Below are 22,498 nucleotides of genomic sequence, written 5' to 3' on the forward strand. Positions count from 1 at the left end.
AATGAAAAAATATTTTGTTATGTTGGTTGCCATTGTAAGTTTTACGGTAAATACATACGCGGGAGGAAGTTTTGGGATAAAAGGTGCATATACGTATGGAGGACTTAAAGCAAAAATATGTACAATTAAAACTGGAGGGATTAGTACAAGTAAAGATTACAGTAGCACTTCGGAAATGGAACATCCAAAAGGATTTGGGGGAGAGTTATTTTGCGATATTGGGATTCCGTTATTACCGTTAGGGGTTGAAATAGGTGCAGGGTTTTACACGGAAAATTTTAAGGAAATTGCGGGAGATATCACTACTACTTATACTGTAAATTCAATAAAATTCTCAGGCCTTGGTAAATATTATACCAAGGGAATTCCCATTATTTTACCGTGGATTGGACTGGGTCCATTTATTGGACTGAATACACATAACGTTGCAACAACAATATTGGGTGAAACAATAACTATTACCGGTAATATGGTTCCTAATTTTGGGTTAACTATCGGCACAGGAATTAAAATCGGAATTTTACCGAAGGTAGCAGTTAATTTGGGAATGCTTCTTGACTATTATTTAGTGTCTGAAGCCACTAGTAACAGTGGGGCAATTACGACTGAATGGACATATTCCCAATGGAACTTAAATACTATGGTCGGAATAAGCTTTTAGGAGTGTAGCTCAGGCTTCTAGCTTGAGAGGAGTGAAAATATAAATATGATAACTATTGGAATCGTAATAATTGTTATCGGGTTATTTTTTGATTTTTGTGGCTCGCTAGGTATAGTAAGGTTGCCCGATGTTTATAATCGTCTCCAGGCTGCAACTAAAGGGGTAACACTTGGCACTTGCGGAATACTCATCGGAATATGTTTTATGTCCCATCAATCCGTATTTGTCATAAAGTGTTTGCTCTGCTGTATCATTTTGATGCTAACTTCTCCCATATCTACACATGCTCTTGTTCGTGCCGCTCACATTGCAGGCATAAAGTTATGGGACAAAAGCGTAGTTGATAAATACAAAGAAGATAGAACAAAGTCCGATTAGTTTTACCTTCAGAAGTAAAGTTTTAACAGTTTACTTTTCCTTAATTCTCTTAATTTCTTTATGGTGCAGGAGAATAGAAAGCCGTCCCCGTAAACAAGCATTTTACCGTTCCGCCAAGTGGATATGTTCCTCCTCTCTCGTCATGTGCCTGAAAGATTATTGTAATATTCGCACCCGTAGGAGAACTGTAAACAAGCATTCCCTGTACATCGTAATAACCTGCTGCCCCTACATTTAAAAGGCTAAGAGTATCCGCAGTGTCAAAATCTTCGTCTTGCACTCCTTCCTGGGTAGTGCCGCCCCATAAAGAAGAACCGAAAGTATATGTAAAGTGGACGGTGGAATTATTTACCGTTGTCCTTACATTTACCTCTAAGTCATACCCCATACTGTAAATACATCTGGCTTGTAAAAGCAACCCTCCAAGGTTAAAGACATCCGTAAAGGAGGTTGCACCGGTTGGCCGAAAATCTATTCTTATAGGCATAGCAAATTTCGCTGTGTCTGCATAAGTAGAATTTTTTGAACTATCTGTCAATCCTTTATGATGTCCTATAAATGTATCTGCTGTTGCATTTCCTGAAGTAAATATATTGCCAGAATCAACAATGTTCTTCCCCCATAGTGTATCAGTAAATTTTCCTTGCCCTTTTACACTTAATGTTTTCGAAGGGATACTATCTAAAATACCTACTTTTTTTGAACTATCTATTCTCATTACTTCATTATAATCTGTCCCACCATCATAACTATAAAATGCAATGGAACCTCTTTTATTTGCTGTATCTGGAATATAAACAATTTTACCAATACCAAAAGTTGTGTTTGTTCCGCTTGTAGCTTGAGCAGTTAAAGTTATTCTACTGTTTGAACTTACGTCATCTTGAGCATTCCTAAATATTGTAGGGAGATAAAGTCTATTATACATGACAGTTTCAGATTCTTTTTGCATTTGAAATCCCTTTGTCCAGTTAATTGGATTTGTTCCTGAATTTGCAACATACATTGAAATTCCGGCACTGCCGAGTTCCAACAAGCTTGCTCTCTTTGTAATATCGTCCCTACTCCATAATTGACTTGCTAAATTAAAGTTAGAATTTACACCAAGGTTTATTGCCCCATCTGCCCTAAAAAGATAACTATTAATATTCGGAGCTATTGTCCCTGCACCACCCCCAGTTCCAAAGTCCCTTATTACTATGTGTCCCGTATCTGTTGTGCTATCAATTGTTAAAACTCCATTTATTAGGTAATTTCCTGTTTTTGTGTCTCCTGTTGAGGATAAAAAATCTGTACTATGTTTACCATCTAATTTGTCAGAATCCCAACTATATACCGATTTAGCCGTTGAATCCGTATAAAGGCTATGTCCAGAAGAATCTACATAATCTACATTTGCATTACGCGCATAATTAGCCGTATCTGCATTTATGGAATTATCTGCATTCTTTGATTTTATAGCATATCCAACACTTACTATCTTTTTTCTCGGGGATAAAACTTCGCTTTCAACCTGTGTTTCAAGATAAAGATACGTTCCATTAAAAATAGTATCGGGAATAGTCGTTACGCTACCCAACAAAACACTAAATACGCCTTTATTTATTATGACACTGTCTTGCGCTTCACTCCACAATGGAGTAAGACCAGTTGGAGTATCATACAATCTAAATATCATATTATATTTTCCTGTTAATCCTGTCGTATCCGTTGCAGTACAAACCCATCCCTGGTAATTAATTTCCGTCGGAATACCGGATTTTGAAGCAGGCAATTGAACTAATTTCTCTTTAGTCGGCTGAACTATTTTCACTTTAGAATTTGTTTTATTTAGACCAAATAAACTGATAGGTAGCAACAATACTATTATCAAGACGCTACAAAAGGAACGTTTCATCTTTCCCCCTTTTTTTATTTAATCTTTTTTCCTAAAAGTGGTCGGGGAGAGTGGATTTGAACCACCGACCTCATGGTCCCGAACCATGCGCGCTGAACCGGGCTGCGCTACTCCCCGTATTTCAAATCTCCAGCATAGCTGGATAAGAATCCCTAATCCGCACAAGGCGGAAAGGGCTTCTTAAAAAATCAACAATATTATTAAGGCAAAAATCTGTTTTTGCAAGTTTATTTTTTTAACCACTCTTCGTCTTCAATCAACGGAACGAATACGCACTCAAATAATTTTCTCTCCTGCATTTTACCATTTACTTTTGTTACTACGGTCAATTCCTGTGTATATTTATCTCCAACCGGGATTACAATTTTCCCACCTTCTTTTAATTGCTCAAATAAAGAATCAGGGATATGATTTGTTCCTGCGGTTACAAGTATCTTATCAAAAGGTGAATATTCTTTCCAACCTCTGCTTCCGTCTCCCGTTTTTACTAATATATTATTGTATCCCATTTCTTTCAACCTTACCACCGCATCATTAGCAAGCGATTGTACTCTCTCAACAGAATAAACTTCTTTTGCAATCTCTGCTAGTATTGCCGTTTGATAAGCGGAACCCGTTCCGATTTCAAGCACACGATCGGAAGATTCAAGCATAAGCTCTTCCGTCATAATTGCTACCATATAGGGTTGGGATATTGTTTGTCCCTTTTCTATAGGCAAGGGATAATCCTTGTATGCATCTTCTCGCAATGATTCCGGGACAAACTTATGTCTTTCTACTTTATTCACAGCGCAAAGAACTTTTTCATCTGCCACGCCTCTCGCAACAATTTGTTCTTCCAACATCTTACTGCGCATATCACTAAAATACGTTTTTGAGTAAATTGATTGCGTCATAATTAGTCAAATCCAAAAGCAATGGGGTTACTGAGATATAACCTTCCTTGCAAGCCTCTATATCGGTTTCATTTTCAATAAAATCTTTTCTTGTTCCCCCGATTAGATAACAATTTCTATGTTTGGATACAATATCTTCGTAATTCCTTCTGCCCAATCTTGTTATTCTTATACCTTTTGGTAGATACGGTATATTAACATTCAGAACCATACATGGATTATTCCATTGTCCTTTTTCTAAGGATTTTACAGCTTTATGAACAAAATCCACTGCCGCATCAAAATCCACACTTCCTTTATCATCTTCATTGAAAAAGGATAGTGCGATTGATGGTATCCCGGACATTGCTCCTTCAATTGCAGCGCCAACCGTTCCGGAATATCCCGCATCTTCACCAAGATTTGCGCAACTATTTATACCTGAAATCACAATGTCAGGTTTAAAATCAAGTAACTCGTGAACCCCTAAAATAACGCAATCCGTGGGTGTCCCATAAACGGCTATTATGTCAGAAGCAAATCTTTTTATTTTTAGCGGCCTTTTCAATGTCAATGAACGGGAAGTAGCATTTGCTTCTACGCCAGGCGCAACAATAGTTACGGTATAAGTTGTTTTAATTGCTTCGTATAAACCTCTTATACCTTTAGCATTAAATCCATCATCGTTTGTAAGAAGTATTTTCATTTTTTAAAATTATTCCACTTCTACTATTTCATATTTTTGTGTTCCAAGTCCGATTTTCTCTGCATAATCCAATTGAATTTCAGGCTTGATTTGATGCCATAATTTACCAAACTTCCCATTAGACGCTTTTTCCACCATATCATAAGAAGCGCGATCTATACTTACAGGGTCAAACGATGCAAGGATTCCTATATCCGGCGTTACAAAAGCCTCGGTTGCAGGCCAGCAATCACAGAACGGAGCTATGTTTATCAAGAAATTAATATAACCTACTCCTTTTTTACCATAAACCGCCCCTTTTGCATATTCTGCCATTGCTTCCTGAAGTCTTGAAGTTGCTTCGCCCCAGTCTATATCTATAGCTCGAGAAGGACAAACCGAAATACAGGAAGTGCACATAATACATTTTTGAGGTATAATTTTCGCCATTCCATCAAGTTCTATGGAACATCCCGCTATGGCGGTAATTGCTTGTGTAGGACACCATTTTATACATAATCCACAGCCCGTACATTTTTTATTTACAACGGGCGGCTTTCCCGAGTGTTGTTCTAATTTGCCTTGTTTTGCGGCGCATCCCATACCAAGATTTTTCAGAGCTCCTCCGAATCCGGTACCAAAGTGTCCTTTGAAATGCGATATAACAATCATCTTATCCGCATAATAAATTCCACTTGCAATCTTTAAATCCTTAAAGTGCGCGCCTTCGCTTTTTACGGATACATAACTCTCCCCTCTTAACCCATCTGCAATAATAATCGGCGCTCCTCCAAACCCATCCCATAAAGCCTGTTCAATATGTGTCGGGGCAAGCATGCGTCTTCCTGCATAAAGCGTACCCGTATCCGTAAGGAAAGGAATAGCCTTGCTTTTTTTTATTGTTTCAACAAGTTTTTTTACAAAAACAGGGTTTATGAAATTCGTATTACCGTATTCTCCAAAATGCAATTTACAGGCAACAAGTTCACCGGGAACAAGCAAATCATTGAATCCCGCAGTAACAAACAATTTAACAAGCTTCTCAAGGATATTACACTTAACCGAAGCTTTAAAATCTATAAAATAAACTTTACTCATATAAAATTTCCCGCTAACGCGGGATAAGTTAGAGTAATGCTTCTTCGTCGCAAACTCTAACTTATAAAATAAACTTTACTCATTTATTATATTCTAATTAGAACTGTCGAGAGAAACCAATTACAGGTGTTATAGCGTTAAAGAATCCCGGGAAACTATATCCCTTTTCTTTCGCTGCTTCTTTCATACCCTTTTTATCCTCGTCTCCAGAACCGTCCCCATTATCATCATCCCCACCACTTCCTGGCGCCGGGAATAAATTGGCAAAAAATCCTGCTATGGTTATAGGATTAGTTCTTAAGCCAAAACTCACAGACGTTTTCTTAATGTTAACCGTCGTTCCTACATCAAGAGTTGTAGATATTCCACCTTTAGGGAAACGGAAAGCATCTCCTGAATCAGAAGTTGCTTCAAGCGCATATACTTTTCCATTTAAGCTAACTCTCAAAGGAAAACCTATTCTTGATTCAAAGCCAAGACTTCCCCACCCTCCTCCGATTGGAACGCCATCCGAAGAAGACGCCAAAGCAACTCCAATTGAACTGCTGAGAGTAATAGGTCCAAGCTTAGTATAAGAACCTAAAGTAATAGATGTCTGCGCAGGTATTCTGTAAGTTTCTTTTATACTATCCGATTGAGTAGTATCCTGCATCTTTGAAAGTCTAATGCCTACTGTTCCCGAAATGGTGCTATCCGTAGTATTGACAATAATATCATCCGTATTATAATAAATAGAATCTATTTTAGGACTATGATTTACGTTCATCGAAGCAGAACTACCATCTATTTTTAAAACTGTTGCCGGGATTACAGAAACCGATGCCCCTATATTAAAAAACAAGAACTTAAATTGCAACCCCGTAATATATGAAAATTCTTTTCCGCTTAAAGAAACCTCTCCGTTTCCACTAAATAAATCCTGATTCAGAGTACTATTCCCGCTAACATCTATAGTCCATTCGCTGGTAGTAAATTGTGGTGTACAAGTCAACGTACATGGGGCACTTATGCCTAACCCGGCATTATACATAAGTTTACCGCTAATAGGTCTATAAGCCACCCCGAACCCTAATTTCAAGGGACCAAATCCCGTTGCCATTCCTATAAATAAATTACGTTCATAATAACCAAAATTTGCATCTGCAGCAAGGGTCGCAGTAAAAGAACTATTTAGATTCCATGTCACAGGGATTTCTATACTGTCAGGAATTTCAGATACATTTTCGTGCGTTAAAGTATCCATAATAGTATCGCTATACGGATACGTCATTTTACCACGTGTCCCCTGAACGTTTAATCCCATTCCGAATCCATCCATAAATCCAAGCCCAAATGCAACACGTCCTTTTTTCATACCGACACCTATTAAGTTTATTCCCATTGGTGAAGCAAAAGATACCTCAAGAGAAGGAATTCTGATATATTTTTGAACAGTATCCTCATCCCCTTCCCCCCCTCCTGCCGGTATTACCGGCGCCCATTCAAGTTTAGATGAAGTTCCGATAGCAAAAACTCCTGAAACTTCAGTTCCCTTAATATCCCAAAGCCCTGCAGGGTTACATAACGCGCCTGTTAAACCACTGGAAAGCATAGGATTGCTGTATCCCAGACTTACGGAACTTAGCGATGGAGTATTCATCCATAACTTACTGCTAAGCCCAAAAATATCGGTAGTATCTCCGCTTGCCATCAATAAAAACATTAAACACAACATCTCTCCCCCTATTTTGTTTTACTTTATAAAAACTAATATGTTACAAATTTTAATTTTTACTTGTTACGCTCATTCCCTTAAAATAGAAAGCCGGTATATGCATACTGCCATAAACTTCCTCTGTAGAATTCTCCAGACCTATGATATTATTAAAAGCTTCGTATACGTTACCGGAAAGCATTGTATCCTTAACCCTTCCCACGATTTCTCCATTTTCAACTTTGTATCCAAATCCAACATTAAAAGAAAAATCTCCGGCTAACATATTACTCTGTCCGCCACCAATTGTATCATACAGAATCAATCCTTCCTTCATATCTTTTATCATATCTTGTAAAGCCCATGTTCCGGGAGCTATAACGATATTCGTTTGGGAAGGTGAAGGCAAACTATTATATCCACGGCTAGCGTTACCCGTAGGAGTAACATTCAAAATTCCGGCTGTTTGCAAATCAAACAAAAAGGTTTTCAATACGCCTTTTTCTATTATATGTTTAGCCGTAATAGGCATTCCTTCATCATCAAAAGGTGCGCTGCTGGTACAAAAATCCAGGGTGCCGTCATCAGTTATCGAGAGCTTTTCGTCAAGTATTTTCTCTCCTAATTTACTTGTGATGGGAGAAGTTTTTTTCTGAATCTGTTTCCCGTTTACGCCTATCATTATAGAGGATATCAAAGTAGGAATTGCCCTCGGCATAAATATAACATTCATTTTTTTTGTAGGCATAGTTGCCACTTTACGAGCAAGTTCAACCCTTTTGATTATATTATCCGCAAACTTTTTCGTCGATGCCTTCAACTTACAGCTACTTTCCGTTTCCCACACATCTAAAAAACTATTATCTATAATAATAAGTCCTGATATACCGTAAGAAAAACCCGTTTGAGAATAACTGTCATCAAGCCCGGAAGAATTTAGAATTCTTACTGTAGAAACAACTTTTGATAAACCCGCATCGCATTTAATTTCGCTATTACGTTGTTTTATCAGTTCTATACCCTCTTTTACCATATCCACACCCGAAGATATGTTAAATTTTATTACTTCTTCGCTAACGGTTTTAACTTTTTTCGGACTTTTCTTATTTGGGAAAGCAAGTTTTGCTTGTTGCCCGAACTTAGAACTCGCTATGGCATTATCAAGAGTTTTTTCATAATCTAAGGGATTCGTGCAGGAAGCAAATCCGATTTTACCATCTTTTATTATTCGCAATCCCAATCCCTGGATATTTTTTTCATCCATCAAATGTAACTTATCAAACTTGAAATCCACCTGTTCGGTTTTCATTTCCGTGGAGAAGATTTCTGCCGCATCAGTAACTTTTGCAGCTTTTTCCAACAACTTTTCTATCGTCCAACTTCCTCGGGATATACTTTCTCCCGTTGATACGGAGGTTTTAGATTTTTGATTTTTGATTTTTGATTTTTTCATTATTTACCTCCTATGACAACATTTTTAATTCTTATATGCGGGCTTCCCATAGAGACCGGTAAAGGCCCCTGACCATCTTTCCCGCATCCGCCAAGAGAACCAAACACTTTCATATCGTTTCCAATTGCATCTATATCCTGTAATGTTTTAAATATATTTCCCGAAAGCATGACGTCTCTTACCATTGGACCTATTTTTCCATTTTTAATCAAATAAGCTTTTGCCGCGGAGAAAGTAAACATCTCGAGTTGGGTCATTCCGCCTAACGATTCTTTTGCATAAATTCCGTTATCTATTTCGCTTATCATTTCTTCAAAAGTTTTGTCTCGTGGTTCTATGCAGGTGCAGGACATTCTTACAATCGGTTTAAATCTATATGTAATTGCGCGGGCATTTCCCGTAACGGGTTCGTTTAATTTTCCTGCCGTTTCAACGGAATGAAGTCTTCCTGATAATATACCATCTTTTATTAAATAAGTTTTTTGGGAAGGCGTTCCTTCGTCATCATATTTATAAGAACCTTGTTGCCCCGGGAAACTACCGTCATCTATTATGGATAATTCGTCCCTTCCGAATCTTTTTCCAAGTTTCATAACTTCCATTAACTGGGGATTTCCATAAGCGTGATCTGCTTCGGACAAATGCCCGAAAGCTTCGTGACAGAATACACCGGCAAGGTGTGGATCCGCAACTACGGTATAAACCCCGGCATTTACTTTTTCTGCTTTTAACAAATCGCAAGCTTCTTTAGTTATTCTTTCTGCTTCTTTTTCAAGACCAACAACTGTATCGTAACCCGTTGTTTTGCTGACGGAGTGAGAAGCGCTCTGCACGTTTGTTCCGTCTTTCGCAAGAGCTCCAAGCAATATTCCGCAATAAAGTTGTTCTTCTTTAATATCGGAGCCAAGAGTATTAACAAAAGTTCGGTTTGAATAAGTATCACGATAAACAACGCTTGTAGACTGAATTAGTGGAGACGACATAATGATAGAATTATAATTTCTTGCTAAAATTTCTTTTTCTTCCAATGGAACATTGCGAGGATCATTTTTTAGTTTCAAAGAGATACTATCTTTAACTTTAGGAGTGAAATTTAATTTACTCTCTCCGGATGATGTTAACTTCGCATGATTACAGGCCGATTTAACATAATCGTCAAGATTGGCAAGCTGGTTAAACGACACAAACCCCCATCCGCCTTTATGATACGCACGAACATTCCCGCCATATTCTTTGCGGGTACCAATAGACTCAAGTTCTTTACCACGATAAAATACCTCTGTAACTTCGCGTTCTTCCAAATGTATTTCAGCATAATCCACGTCTGCATTACTAAGCGCCTTTTTTAAAACTGCATTCATTTTACCTCCTATAAAACCTATCACTATAACTTATTTTTATCCTTACAAATGTCAAGATATTAATGAATTCGACGTTTTTTTAATTATTTCTCTTTGCGGGATTAGGTTTTCAGTTAATAAATAAAAACATAGGAGAAGATTTGAAACTATTGTTTGCAACGCAGAGAGATTTTTAAAATGTTCGTTATTGTATAAGCGACGAACAACAATATTATTGGGACTACCGGGAACAATTGACGCGGGTAAGCGCTTAAGAGTGAACTGCCGAAAAATGTAACTGCGCCGAATATTAAAAAGTTATACACCTCAAAAGGAATTAATTTGCGGCAGAGAAAAGCAGGGCAAAGGCAGAGCAAAAAGACAATTAATAAAAACATATTCGGGATTGCGTAAAAATAAGTAGAGAGTTTTTGCTTCGTGTAACTATAGGGATAAGAGAATAACATACGTCCTACGTTTGCGCTCCAGTTTATCACATATTTTTTAGGGTTTGATTTTATATTCTTTATTGCCTGTTTGCGGAATTCAGTATCCTGTTGAAGGGCAGACAGTTTCATAGTTTTACTCAGAAAATCCTTATGACTTTCAAAGCCGGGTTGAGTAATTGCCCATTCCGTGCCAAACCAGTCGCCAAATTCTTCTTTGTCAAGAGTGGACATCCAGTATAAAGACTGCCCGCCTGAATTTCCCCAGTAGAAAAACTTGCCCGTTAACGAATGTGTGTAAATTAAATAAGGGATACATATAATAATTGCTGCCGTATATACCGGAGCAGATAACTTTAGAAAACGGCGGCGGAATAAACTTAATAATAAAGAAACGAACAGACAAATAACAAGAACCCAACCAAAAAATACTTTCGTAAGCGCTAAATACCCTAAATACAAAAACGAGGCTAAAAAGTTGCTTCTTTTCCCGGAGGCGCCTTTTGCATAGCCGATGAAATGAAACATAAAACCGCAGATTAAAAATACCGAAAAGATTTCTGTGTTCAAGAGATAGAGGTTGCTGAAAAAAGGAAAATATAGTCCAAATAAATAAGCAAAGCACACACCAAAACGGTTGTTCGTGAAAAATAATAATGTGCGATAAAAATAAATTACGGATAAGAATAAAAACAGGGCATTAAGCAGTTTGGCAAAAATCAAAGGTATGTGGAATCCAAGAAACGGAATAAGAAGAATAGGATAGCCGGGACCATTCCATAAGTTTATGTCCGAACGAGGAGAATAATAACCGTTTAATAAATTGGTGGCGAACATCAGATAACGACTTTCGTCTCCATGAGAAGTATTTTGGGAGAATACCAGAACTAAAAGGATGTAAAGGAAGAAGAGAGGGGAGAATTTAAAAAGAGTTTTGTATGACATAAAGATACTTTAGAGGACAGAAACAGAAATGTCAAAAAATAAATAATAAAGACAAATTGCAACCACGAGATTGCACACGATTTTCACGAGATAAAAAGATAGTTAAAAAACAAGAAAAATTATAGCCACGGATTAACATTTGGGAAAAAAGATGGGGAAAGATGTTAACTAGTAGCTCTGTCTGTTTTTTTCGTTATTTCTTTTCTTATTGCCACTAAAGTTTTTCTTCGTTTTGTCCGCCAATATTGTATTTCATTTTGCATCCCATGCCACTGCTTGCATACCCCAAATTTTCTTCTTTTCGTTGACCATTTAGTATATATTCTATGTTTATTGAACAATCACATGTTATATGAATCCAAACCGTTTTACTTTGCCCCAGTTTTAACTTGTCAATATGTTTCGGTTCACACGCTATTATTTTAATGTCCGTCAATTCTGTCTGTGTTGAGTTGATAAAAGTTATCCTCATTGTGTCTAGTAGAACCGACCCAATCCAACAATAAAATAGCATAACAGGTATGTTAAGCAACATAAACCCACAAGTCTTGTATAATTTTCTTTTATTATCGCTGTCTTTTGTTGCCTTAATTACAAGTGCAATTAAAATTCCAACATTTATCAGTCCAACAAAATCTATAAAAAGACAACCAATGGTAGGAAATACTAGGGAAAAGGTCAGACAATACAGTCCCAAAATAGCTGTCCCAAGCAAAAATGAAATTATTGCTGTCAGTTTTCCTAATCTTACATATTTATCTGCTTTCATACTTTTGATATTAACGTTTCGCAATTTTGCGACAGAATTGATTGTCGCAGTTAATTCTTTATATTTATTTTTTACAAACTCTTTATCTGTTGTAGGCTTGAATGATATCCTGTTTATCTGCGCTAATCTGCGTCCTAATTTCTTATTGTTCCTTGTGAGGAAGATTATTTATATTCGAGGATTTGGATTTTGATTTTATCCACGAGTTCCATAATTTTTGCCTGTTCTTCCAATCCACCTTCCGCAAGAATAATATGCGCTGCATCTGCAATCGGCTGGTTGAAGGTTGGATCAACTTCAACCCATCTTCCAACCCATACTTTATTCCAGGCGTGATAATAAAATCCGTCTTGCGTATATACAATGCCTACTACGACGTCAGTGGGTATTTTGCTGGCTCTTGCAAGCGCGGCAAATAATATGGAATGTTCTCCACAATCGCCTTCCATTGTGTTGAGAACATCCAGCGCAGACGGGATGGTAACGGTTGGCATATCCTTGACATTTTCGGATACCCAATTGGTAAGTTTTACGACTTTTTTCCAGGGGGTTTTGGTAAATCCGACAATTTCTTTTGCCTGTTTGATTATCCTTTTATCTTTGCTTTGAATAAAAGTTGTTGGTTTAAGATACTTATTAACGGAATCGGGTCTTCTGTTTGACAATTCAAAAGGTCCTCCGCTTGTGGGACCTCTCGTTTCAATTAATAAAGTATCGCCGAACCATCTTTGCTGTTCGTTTACAACGACCTTAACGTTAACAAGCATTTTCAACAAGGAAATATCTCTTGCATTTTTGATTTCAATATTTGTAGGAACCTTATACAGGGTTAAGATTTCAGGAGACACTTTACCAATTTTTATTGCTTTTTCTTTTGATTCTTTTTTAACGGTAATGCCCATTGGCTGATTCTGGGATAACATTTCTCCTTTTTTGTTTACCCACATAGTAGATGGAGAGTTCAACATCATAACTTTGACATTTATTGAGTCACCTTTTGTTTCTACCAATTCACAATCCGCGGTACTGACAGATTGTATTGATGGGTCAAACACTTGTAGTTTTTGAGACGTGCGAGTAAATTTATTTGCAATCATCGGTAGGACTGAAACAGGGAAAATGGGAGAAGTTATTGGGATAGTTTTTGTCTCTATTTTGCCGCCGGTATTAATGGAGAGGTTGAAGTTATTCTGTTTAATTTCGCCTCTAATTAACATTTTTTGTGCTTCGGTTTCAAGATTAAAAGTAAAGTTTTTGAGTTCAAAATCTTTGTTCACTTCGTATTGAGAAATAGATTTGAGGTTTCTTTTGGTGCCCATCATATCAAGTTCTATGTAAGTCAACTCCGAGATTTTATATCCATCCGCAATAGGCTGAGTTTCGATTTGAGTATACCCGACTTTCTGGTCTTTGAGATACATACCAAACCACTGGGATGCTTCTTCCTGCACCGTAGAAGATGCGAATAAATAGGAACTTCCGAATATGACTCCTGCCGTCATCAAGCATTTTACAAATTTCATTTTTCCCCCCCGGTACCAATTTTCCAGCAGAGCTGGATAAAAATCAAATATTTATTAAATATTAGGAAAAGACTATACGCTAAAAAACCTAAATGTCAAAAGATAAATAAAAAAGTATAGAAAGATTAACCACCCCGCCAGAACGGGGTAAACTCCGAGCACAGAGGAAAAAAGGTATCAGGGGAAAACAGATTAAAAACATATAAGACACAGAGCCCAGCTGAGCTGGATAAGTTGGTCTAATGCTTCCGCCTCAGGCGGATCGCAAAGTCCAACTAAAAAAACAGAGAACACAGAGAGAGTTGAAAAGAGGAAACAGAAATATTCACCGCAAACCTGACAAACAGAACGGCAGGCAGGGCCGCTGAGGACGTACAGAACAGATAGTAATTAGGTCCCCCTACTTCTTCAAATCTTTTCCAATGTTATACGAACATAGCAAGAAATCTATTCTAACAATTCTTCCGGTATATACTGTCTATAAGTAGGTTTACTGTTAACTTCTTTTATGCTTGAATAAAAAAGTTCATACCTGCCAATATCTCTTATATCTACGAAAATAAAAACCATTCCCCCGTTTGAATAATAACTCCACTTTTCTATACTGTGATAGGTCGCATCCGGCGGGAAACGTTCCTGGTCGTCCTGTTTTCCATATTTTATCAAAATTCTTCCCATATCAGAGTATCTACCTTTTTCGTTCCAGGAACTATAATTTTTATCCGCATATTTTACTCTTTCTATAAAACCAAGTCTTTCTTCTTTACTGCGTTTTTTCCAGAACTCAATTACAAATTTTTGTTTTCCCGTATTTGATAATTTGTTATAAGTTGCCAATTCCTCAGGAGTTGCAATATAATTTATAAAGTTCAGATATTCCATATCATCATTAACCGCAACAGGTTGTTCTTTTAGTTGTTCAGGTTGTTGTCTTACAATAAAAGCTTTTCTTCGGACAATTTTTTTATTATTTTGGTTGACCTCCATCATAAGTATATAATTTCCTGAAGTTATTTTTTCGATATTTATACATTCTATTTCCGTAAGATTGGGTATTTCGGCTGTAAGAGATTTGGGAGACATTTCCGCAACCAATACTCCGGAATCATTCAGGATAGAATATTTGATTTCGTAATTATTTTTTGGGGTAAGGTTATATATTTCAACATAACTATATAGACTCTTGTAAGGAGCGCCAATTATTCTCCGGGGCAAAGGGATAACATTGAGTCCATTTTTCACAAATCTGCTATCGGATGAAAAAGTATCAATACTGCTTGAGAGTTGAATATCCGAAAGGGACAAGGTTGTATCGGGTTTTCTTATTTCTATTTCGCGGGCAGTTTCCCATTTGCCGGCTTTATCACCAGGCAGAGAAGAATCCTGAACAACGGCTGTTTCTATTTTATAATTACCCGGGTCAAGCAAAATTTCTAATTGTTCTAAAATATTAGCATTATGTGAAGAGGCTTTCGCAAGTGACTCAATAAACGAAACTTTTTCCCATTCTTCATTTGCAACTACTTTACCTGAATCTGTTTTTACGGTTACTTTTATTTTAAACTTAGCATTTAATTTAGCTGTATTGTCGGTAGAAAGTCTATCCGCTGTCCGGTAAAAAAGAATATTATAAGGGAATCCGATATATATTTCGCATCTTGTTTTTCTAAGACCTTTCTGATTATCCGGAGTAACAAATCTCGCTACATCCAAATTAACTTGCCCTATTAAAAAGGCATAACTCAAGAATAAAATATTCATATACCCCCCTTAACCAAATCAAATATTATTAGTTGGACTTTCCCGCCCTGGCGGGATTAGACCAACTTATCCAGCTTTGCTGGAAATATTAAAAATCCCCCGCCGAAGCGGGATAACAAGCTCTAATGGTTATCACCAAAGAGCTTGTAAAAATATACAAAAATATTACCTCGAAAAACAATGAGTTATATAAATGCCGAGTAGGAGAATCTAACTCCTCTTGACGCACCTATTTCTTTATTTGATATATCTTTGAAGAAAATCTCAAACGTTACTTTATCTTCAACTTTTAATCTCAAACCAAGATTAACGGTTGAAACATATTTATTAGTATCACCTTTACTGATGAGCCATTCTCCTGCAACACTCGCCAGATTTGACAGCCCGGCTTCCACTCCGCAAAAAAAGTTTAGATGTTTATAATAATTTACTCCTATACAGGGAATAATTCTTCCCATCAAGCTTCCCCCTATAACGCCATATAACCATACGGGTTCATCATAATATTTTTCGGAATCAAATCCAATAGCCGCCGATATTGGTTGTTTTTGCATTCCCATTTTTATCTGAACACCCGGGGCTTTATGATATGTAGGAGTTCCATGCCCGATAATTCCACTCCCGCCGTAAGACGTTCCTATGGAAAAATTCTCGAGTAATACTCCGCTAATCTGGGCAATGAAAGCATTTTCCGGAGTGACTGTCATGCTTACTTCGTAGGTACTTTTTTCCGGGATATAGGAATTGGGCATACTTACAAGGCATCCTGCATTAATGATGAACAGAATTAACATAAACTTTGCCTCCCTCATTAACTGATTTTTCTATCATTTCCAGATATTTAACTACACGGGTTGCTGATTTGCCATTTGTTTTTGGTTCTTTTTTATTTTTGACACAATCAATAAAATGCTTTATTTCTTCTTTAAGAGGTTCTGCATTTGATATGACCGGGACTGCAATTTCTCCTGTTCTATATGAGAGTTGGAACTCTCCAAAGCTTGAATGTTCCAGTTTATCTATTCCTTTATCAAAAACTTTAACTTTTTCAATTACGCTTGTATCGTCAAAGACGACCATTTTTTCGGAACCAACGATTACGGTATTCCGCATTTTTATAGGCGCAAGCCAGGATATTTGTATATTAACAAGGATATCCGACGGGAACCTGAGATTTATAAAAGCAACGTCCGGTTTATTTTCTATTATTGAACTTTTCCCTATGCCCTGTACGGAGAGAGGTTCTTCGTCCAGCCAGTTAAATATTGTTGATAGATCATGCGCAGCCAAATCCCAGATTACGGACTCATCTTTACGATGAATGCCAAGGTTTACTCTTGTAGAAGAAATATAATAAATTTTGCCAAGCTGGTTTGTTTTTATCAGTTCTTTTATTTTTATCACAGCAGGGGCGTATTCAAAGATATGTCCTATCATAAGAACCAATTTATTTTTTTCCGCAAGCTCTGTAAGTTCGACTGCTTTCTCAAGTTTATCAACAAAAGGTTTTTCGACAAAAACCGCTTTTCCACATTCTAAAGCCCTTTTAGCTAAAGCATAATGAGAGCCGACAGGCGTAATAATAAAAACGGCGTCTATGCTTTTATCCTTAAATATTTCCTCGCTATCCATAATCGGCTTTATTGCCGGGCTTTTAGAGCTTAATAAATCAAGTTTTGCTTTATCGGTATCGCAACAATATTTTAGATTACACATAGCGTTATCGTATAAGTCCCTTATGATATTTTTTCCCCAGTAGCCACAACCAATCACTGCAACATTTAACATTTTATCTCCCCATAGTATTATATATATATATAATTACCCATTTCCATTTATAATATATAGTTCTGTATGTTTGTCAATATTTAAAAGGAAAAAAGGGGAAAGGTTTTGTATTGCTGGATTTGGGAGGGAAAAGTAATTACAGTAACGCTATTACTCTTTAAACATACGGTTCCCACTCATAAGGATGATCAAACGCACCTATATAACATTGCAGGTCACTTATTTTTTTTACTACTTGCGCGGGATATCCCACGGCAACTCTATTCTCAGGTATGTTTCTCGTAACGCAACTTCCTGCACCAATCAATGAATGTTTTCCTACGATAACACCCGGCAGTAAAACACTCCTGCCACCGATTTTTGCGAAATCTTCTACTTTTGCTCCGCCTTTGCATTCCTTGTATCTTGGGCATTTCATCGGATGAGGGTCATCAAGGAAAACCACCCCTGGACCGACGAACACGTTTTTTCCTATGGTTGTCATCTCAAGGAAACAATTGGAGTGTATCCTTGAGCCTGAATCTACGAAGTTTTCATATTCTAAAACTGCATTAGTTCCTATGCTTACGTTATCTTTTATTACATTATTTTCGCGAATGCTTGCGCCCTGTCCCGTTTGAAAGTCATTACCTATTTTATTTCCCGTATATATTACCGTAAAAGCCCTTATGGTTGCATTTTCACCTATATCAAGTTTGTAGGAATCAATACTATCTCTTCCTTTGATTCCAAGTATAACAAAATCCCCGATTATACTGTTTTTTCCTATTTTGACTTTCGGGTATATTCTTACGCCTTTGCCAATTTTTACACTCATTTTAATACGCTCCTTTCAAGAAAAGCACTGCCGGGATTGTATGAAAAAGTATATACAAATCCAATTTAAGTGACTGGTTTAACGCATAAAAGAAATCCAGCACAACCATCTCATTAAAAGACAGGAGGCTTCTTCCTGCAACCTGCCATAATCCTGTCATCCCAGGTTTTGCCTGCAACCTAACTTTTTGCCAATCTTCATATAATTCGACTTCGTAAAGGATTGGTGGGCGTGGGCCTATTATGCTCATATCTCCCTTCAATACATTTATGAATTGAGGAATTTCGTCTATGGATAATCTTCTTAACCATTTACCGATTTTGGTCACGCGCGGATCGTTTACTAATTTATAAACTTTGCCGTGCGCTTTTCCCTGTATGGATTTTTTCATATATTCATAATGAATCTCATCGTTGTTAGAATGTTCCATTGTCCTGAATTTATAGAATAGAAATGGTCTCCCATTATTACTAATCCTATTTTGTCTGAAAAATACAGGTTCCCGAGAAGTACTTGCGCTGAATTTTACTATTATGCTTACTATTAATAATAATGGCGATACCAATATCAAAACTATTGCTGCTATACATACATCTAATGTTCTTTTTAACTTGTAGGTTCCCTTTCTTTGTTTTTTGAATATGAGCCAGTTGTCAACCAACAGTCTTTTGAACATACTTGTCCGCACCCATACGTCCGCAGTATCTTTGTATTTCGAGACGATTTCCACCATTTCCCTGGGAGTTGACACTTCAAAATTTATCTTTACTCTTCTGGTGTTTGAAGGTATTTCCTTTTTTAATTCTTCTTTGCTATTTATTTCAAATATCATTACTTGCCTTCCGGCAGTTATTTAACTACAAAGTTTATTAGTTTATTCGGCACCCATATTACTTTAATTATATTCTTATCTTTTAATAATTCCTGTATCTTTATTATGTTTCTTATTTCTTTTTCTGCTTCTTCGTTACTTATATCACGTTTCATCTTTACGTTTTCCCTTACTTTACCATTTATTTCTACTATTATGTTTACCATTTCTTCTTTTATTTCTTTGTAAGCGGGCCATTTTGATTTGAATACTGACTCCGAATTTCCGATTTTTTGCCACAATTCTTCACTCAAATGTGGAGCAAAAGGCGATAAGAGTTGTATTAAAATTTTTATTCCATAGGGCAACCATTTGTCTTCTTTGTTTTTGTATAATTCATTAACAAGCGTCATAAGTTCCGAAACAGCCGTATTATGTCCATAATTTTCTATGTCTTCGCCTACTTTTTTGATGGAGAAGTTTATTCTACGGTACAATGGAGTTTCGTTTTCCGGGATATCGTTTGCCAACGGAATTTTTTCTTCTACCAATTTATATATTCTTTCCAGAAATCTGCTTACTCCTTTAACTCCTTCCATACTCCACGCAGCGCTTTGATTGGGCGGACCTAAAAACAATATGGTTACTCTGCCGGCATCTGCGCCCCAATCTTCTACAAATGGTCTTACTGCTACTGCATTGCCTTTGGATTTTGACATTACCATTCCTTTTTCATCCGTTATCATACCCTGTGTAAACATCCTTTTACAGGGTTCGTCAAAAGGCACATAACCCAAATCATAAAGAACTTTATTCATAAACCTGAAAAATATCAAGTGTCCGCAGGCGTGTTCTATTCCGCCTATATACTCATCTATCGGCAACCATTCTTTTACCAATTCTTTATTAAATGCTTCTTTCTCATTTCTCGAATCTATATATCTTGCCCAATACCAGGATGAATCAACAAAAGTATCCATCGTATCCGTATCTCTTAAAGCATTCCCATTACAAACCGGGCATTTTGTATTTACAAATTCTGGCACACTGGCTAACGGTGATTTTCCTTTTGGTGTAAAATCCATACACTCCGGAAGCAATACAGGTAAATCTTTTTCCGGGACAGGAATTATTCCGCATTTTTCACAATGAATCACCGGTATGGGAGCGCCCCAGTACCGCTGTCTTGATACTAACCAGTCTTTTATTTTATAATTTGTTTTCCTTCTTCCTATACCTTTTTCTTCAGCTAATTTAACTATACATGTAATTCCTTCTTTTGAATTCATCCCGTCAAATATATCGGAATTTATCATAATTCCTTCACCGGTAAACAACTTGTCTTCCGTAGCTTCAATTGGTTTTATTACATTTTTTATTGGTAATGATTTTGAGATTGCAAACTCATAATCTCTTTCATCGTGAGCAGGAACCCCCATTATCAGTCCTGTTCCATAACCACCGAGTATATAATCCGCAATCCATATCGGTATTTTTTCTCCGGTTAAAGGATTGATTCCATATTCCCCGGTAAACACGCCCGATTTGGTTTTCTGGGCACGTTCGATTTCGGACGTTTTTAATGAATTTTCTATATAACTCTGTAATTCTTTAGTTTTAGCCAATTTTTTTGCCAGTTCAGATTCCGGGGCAGCCGCTAAAAATGTTACTCCATAAATTGTGTCCGGTCTTGTAGTGAAAACCGGAATTTTTTCATTTTGCCATTGGAAATCTATTTCTAATCCCTCGCTTTTACCTATCCAGTATCTTTGTAACGTTCTTACTTCTTCGGACCATTGTGACAGTGTATCTATTCCCTTAAGTAATCTTTCGGCATATTCGGTAATTTTAAAAAACCACTGGGTCAATTCTTTTTTAGTTACTTCTTTTTTACATCTCCAGCACAAACCATTGATCACCTGTTCGTTTGCGAGAGTTGTCTGGCATTGTGGGCACCAATTAACATACGATGCTTTTCTATAGGCAAGCCCTTTTTCATATAATTTTATAAAAATCCATTGTGTCCATCTATAATAATCCGGCTCACAAGTACAAACTTCTTTATCCCAATCGTAGGATATTCCCATAAGATTGATAGTTTCTTTCGATTGCTTTATATTATTCATTGTCCAGTCACGAGGAGCCAAGTGTTTTTTTATGGCAGCTTCTTCGGCTGGTAAACCAAAGGCATCCCATCCAAATGGATGTAAAACTTCATATCCCTGCATTCTTCTATATCTGGCAATTGTATCTCCCAATACATAATTTCTAAAATGACCCATATGAAGGTCGCCCGAAGGATACGCAAACATTTCAAGAACATAATACTTCGGTTTTGGGGCTTGATTATGAAGGGAATTTGTTTTGTCTTCCCAAATTTCCTGCCACTTTTTCTCTATCTCTCTAAAATTATACATATTTCCCTTTCTATCTGTTTAATGATTAGAATGATACCAGCGGTCTGATATTAAAATAAGCTACCGTTGTTGTTCCTTTATCTACATATACTCTACGCTCTGTCCACAAACTTCCTAATGCTCCAACTCTTACCCAATATGTTCCGGGCTGTAAATATATTGTACAGCTTCCCGTTTCTCGAGATGTGTGTAATGACGCTACCGTTTTGCCGGGAAACGACACTACTGCATATACAGGCGCTCCGGTTCCTGCATTATTTACCGTCACGGTTAAAGTCCCCATATCAGGTCTTAATATATGTCGCGCTAATAAAGAATTTACACTCCCGCCGCAAGCAAATCTTGGATATAAATTGGGTGCACCTTTCAGTCTGTGTTCTAACTTTGCTACCGCAAAACCCATTTGCCAGAACTCCGATTTCAATTTTATTCCTACGTTAAAATCTCTTCCGTCGAAATCCATTACTCCAAATACAGGTTCGCTTAGCAATACTTCTCCTCCCCAAAATATACCTATTGCATTGTTATTTTTTGTATCAGAATATAAATCCGAATTAAACATATATGACCGTGAGCCATATCCTACGAAGTCGCCCCGGCCTATTCCTAAAGTATAAACCCCGTATGGGCCGAAATCTTTCGTTAATACCGTAAACCATGAGAATTTTTCACTGTTCCTCTGTTCATACGTTTGATCGTCTTTCCAGCCAATACCCGGGCCTATACTTACCGGACTTGCAAATTTATTTGGAGTTAAATACGTGCTCCCTATGCCTATTGCAGGCAAATATGGCCCCTCGTTTAATATCTTTCCTTCTATATCCAATACCTGTAATTGTGCCGTATATATTGATAACCCCAGTTGTACTCTGTCAAACACTTGCAATCTTAAATAACTATTATAATCCTGTGGGTATGGGTCTTTCGAGGTAGTAAACGACATATTTATTCCGGCACTAAAAGTTGCCAATCCTAAATATGCCGTAGGTATATCTATTAAATGTGATTCACTATTAAATTCTCCTCTACAGGGATAAGTTACAAAAATTATTAGAATTATTATTATCCGGGAAATTTTTTTAATTAACAAACTATCTCCGCCGGGGCGGGATGTTCCATATATTTTGCTTGCTTTCATTCA

19 protein-coding genes and 1 tRNA gene are annotated in these 22,498 nt (G+C 37.0%); 2 read left to right on the top strand and 18 right to left on the bottom strand.

Annotation, left to right across the window (positions count from 1 at the left end; all coding sequences use genetic code 11):
* Position 1 precedes the first annotated feature (1 nt).
* Positions 2-661, top strand: a complete 660-nt coding sequence (locus WC614_07885) for a hypothetical protein (protein MFA5032924.1) — start codon at positions 2-4, stop codon at positions 659-661.
* 45 nt (positions 662-706) lie between these two features.
* Positions 707-1,039 (top strand): monovalent cation/H(+) antiporter subunit G, encoded by a 333-nt coding sequence (mnhG, locus tag WC614_07890; protein MFA5032925.1) that lies wholly within the window; start codon positions 707-709, stop codon positions 1,037-1,039.
* A gap of 58 nt (positions 1,040-1,097) precedes the next feature.
* Here the strand turns inward: mnhG and WC614_07895 are convergent, their stop codons facing one another.
* The 18 genes from WC614_07895 to WC614_07980 form a co-directional block, all read right to left on the bottom strand.
* Entirely contained in the window at positions 1,098-2,936 is a 1,839-nt protein-coding gene (locus tag WC614_07895) for a hypothetical protein (protein MFA5032926.1), read from the bottom strand.
* A 38-nt stretch (positions 2,937-2,974) separates the two neighbouring features.
* A tRNA-Pro gene (locus WC614_07900) sits at positions 2,975-3,053 on the bottom strand.
* A 110-nt stretch (positions 3,054-3,163) separates the two neighbouring features.
* Positions 3,164-3,832 carry a protein-L-isoaspartate(D-aspartate) O-methyltransferase gene (locus tag WC614_07905; GenBank protein ID MFA5032927.1) on the bottom strand — a complete coding sequence of 223 codons (669 nt, stop codon included), beginning with the start codon at positions 3,830-3,832 and terminating at the stop codon, positions 3,164-3,166.
* A complete protein-coding gene (surE, locus tag WC614_07910) occupies positions 3,798-4,517 on the bottom strand; it encodes a 5'/3'-nucleotidase SurE (protein MFA5032928.1) in 720 nt (239 codons plus the stop codon). Before surE ends, WC614_07905 begins: the two co-directional genes overlap by 35 nt.
* Positions 4,518-4,526: 9 nt before the next feature.
* Entirely contained in the window at positions 4,527-5,594 is a 1,068-nt protein-coding gene (locus WC614_07915; protein ID MFA5032929.1) for a DUF362 domain-containing protein, read from the bottom strand.
* Between the two features lie 97 nt (positions 5,595-5,691).
* Positions 5,692-7,308, bottom strand: a complete 1,617-nt coding sequence (locus WC614_07920) for a hypothetical protein (GenBank protein MFA5032930.1) — start codon at positions 7,306-7,308, stop codon at positions 5,692-5,694.
* 49 nt (positions 7,309-7,357) lie between these two features.
* Positions 7,358-8,740 carry a TldD/PmbA family protein gene (locus WC614_07925; GenBank protein MFA5032931.1) on the bottom strand — a complete coding sequence of 461 codons (1,383 nt, stop codon included), beginning with the start codon at positions 8,738-8,740 and terminating at the stop codon, positions 7,358-7,360.
* A complete protein-coding gene (locus WC614_07930; protein MFA5032932.1) occupies positions 8,740-10,101 on the bottom strand; it encodes a TldD/PmbA family protein in 1,362 nt (453 codons plus the stop codon). The genes WC614_07925 and WC614_07930 overlap by 1 nt, the downstream gene beginning before the upstream one ends.
* Before the next feature lie 146 nt (positions 10,102-10,247).
* On the bottom strand, positions 10,248-11,471 hold the full coding sequence (locus WC614_07935) for a hypothetical protein (protein MFA5032933.1): 1,224 nt from the start codon (positions 11,469-11,471) through the stop codon (positions 10,248-10,250).
* A gap of 214 nt (positions 11,472-11,685) precedes the next feature.
* Positions 11,686-12,240 carry a hypothetical protein gene (locus WC614_07940; protein ID MFA5032934.1) on the bottom strand — a complete coding sequence of 185 codons (555 nt, stop codon included), beginning with the start codon at positions 12,238-12,240 and terminating at the stop codon, positions 11,686-11,688.
* Between the two features lie 164 nt (positions 12,241-12,404).
* Positions 12,405-13,763 (bottom strand): transglutaminase-like domain-containing protein, encoded by a 1,359-nt coding sequence (locus WC614_07945; protein MFA5032935.1) that lies wholly within the window; start codon positions 13,761-13,763, stop codon positions 12,405-12,407.
* A 447-nt stretch (positions 13,764-14,210) separates the two neighbouring features.
* Complete coding sequence (locus WC614_07950; protein MFA5032936.1) at positions 14,211-15,524, bottom strand: GWxTD domain-containing protein; 1,314 nt, start codon at positions 15,522-15,524, stop codon at positions 14,211-14,213.
* Between the two features lie 185 nt (positions 15,525-15,709).
* The gene (locus WC614_07955; protein MFA5032937.1) at positions 15,710-16,318 is read right to left on the bottom strand and encodes a hypothetical protein; all 609 of its coding nucleotides are present in this window, start codon (positions 16,316-16,318) and stop codon (positions 15,710-15,712) included.
* Positions 16,296-17,312: a Gfo/Idh/MocA family oxidoreductase gene (locus tag WC614_07960; GenBank protein MFA5032938.1), complete on the bottom strand. Its 1,017-nt coding sequence runs from the start codon at positions 17,310-17,312 to the stop codon at positions 16,296-16,298. The genes WC614_07955 and WC614_07960 overlap by 23 nt, the downstream gene beginning before the upstream one ends.
* Positions 17,313-17,469: 157 nt before the next feature.
* Positions 17,470-18,129 (bottom strand): DapH/DapD/GlmU-related protein, encoded by a 660-nt coding sequence (locus WC614_07965; protein MFA5032939.1) that lies wholly within the window; start codon positions 18,127-18,129, stop codon positions 17,470-17,472.
* A gap of 1 nt (position 18,130) precedes the next feature.
* Positions 18,131-18,961: a sugar transferase gene (locus WC614_07970; protein MFA5032940.1), complete on the bottom strand. Its 831-nt coding sequence runs from the start codon at positions 18,959-18,961 to the stop codon at positions 18,131-18,133.
* A 17-nt stretch (positions 18,962-18,978) separates the two neighbouring features.
* Complete coding sequence (leuS, locus tag WC614_07975; GenBank protein MFA5032941.1) at positions 18,979-21,357, bottom strand: leucine--tRNA ligase; 2,379 nt, start codon at positions 21,355-21,357, stop codon at positions 18,979-18,981.
* Positions 21,358-21,382: 25 nt separating this feature from the next.
* Complete coding sequence (locus tag WC614_07980; GenBank protein MFA5032942.1) at positions 21,383-22,495, bottom strand: carboxypeptidase-like regulatory domain-containing protein; 1,113 nt, start codon at positions 22,493-22,495, stop codon at positions 21,383-21,385.
* Positions 22,496-22,498: the final 3 nt, after the last annotated feature.

The organism is bacterium, from assembly GCA_041649255.1.
Lineage (GTDB): Bacteria > Hydrothermota > UBA3073 > JACQXS01 > JAQTXJ01 > JAQTXJ01.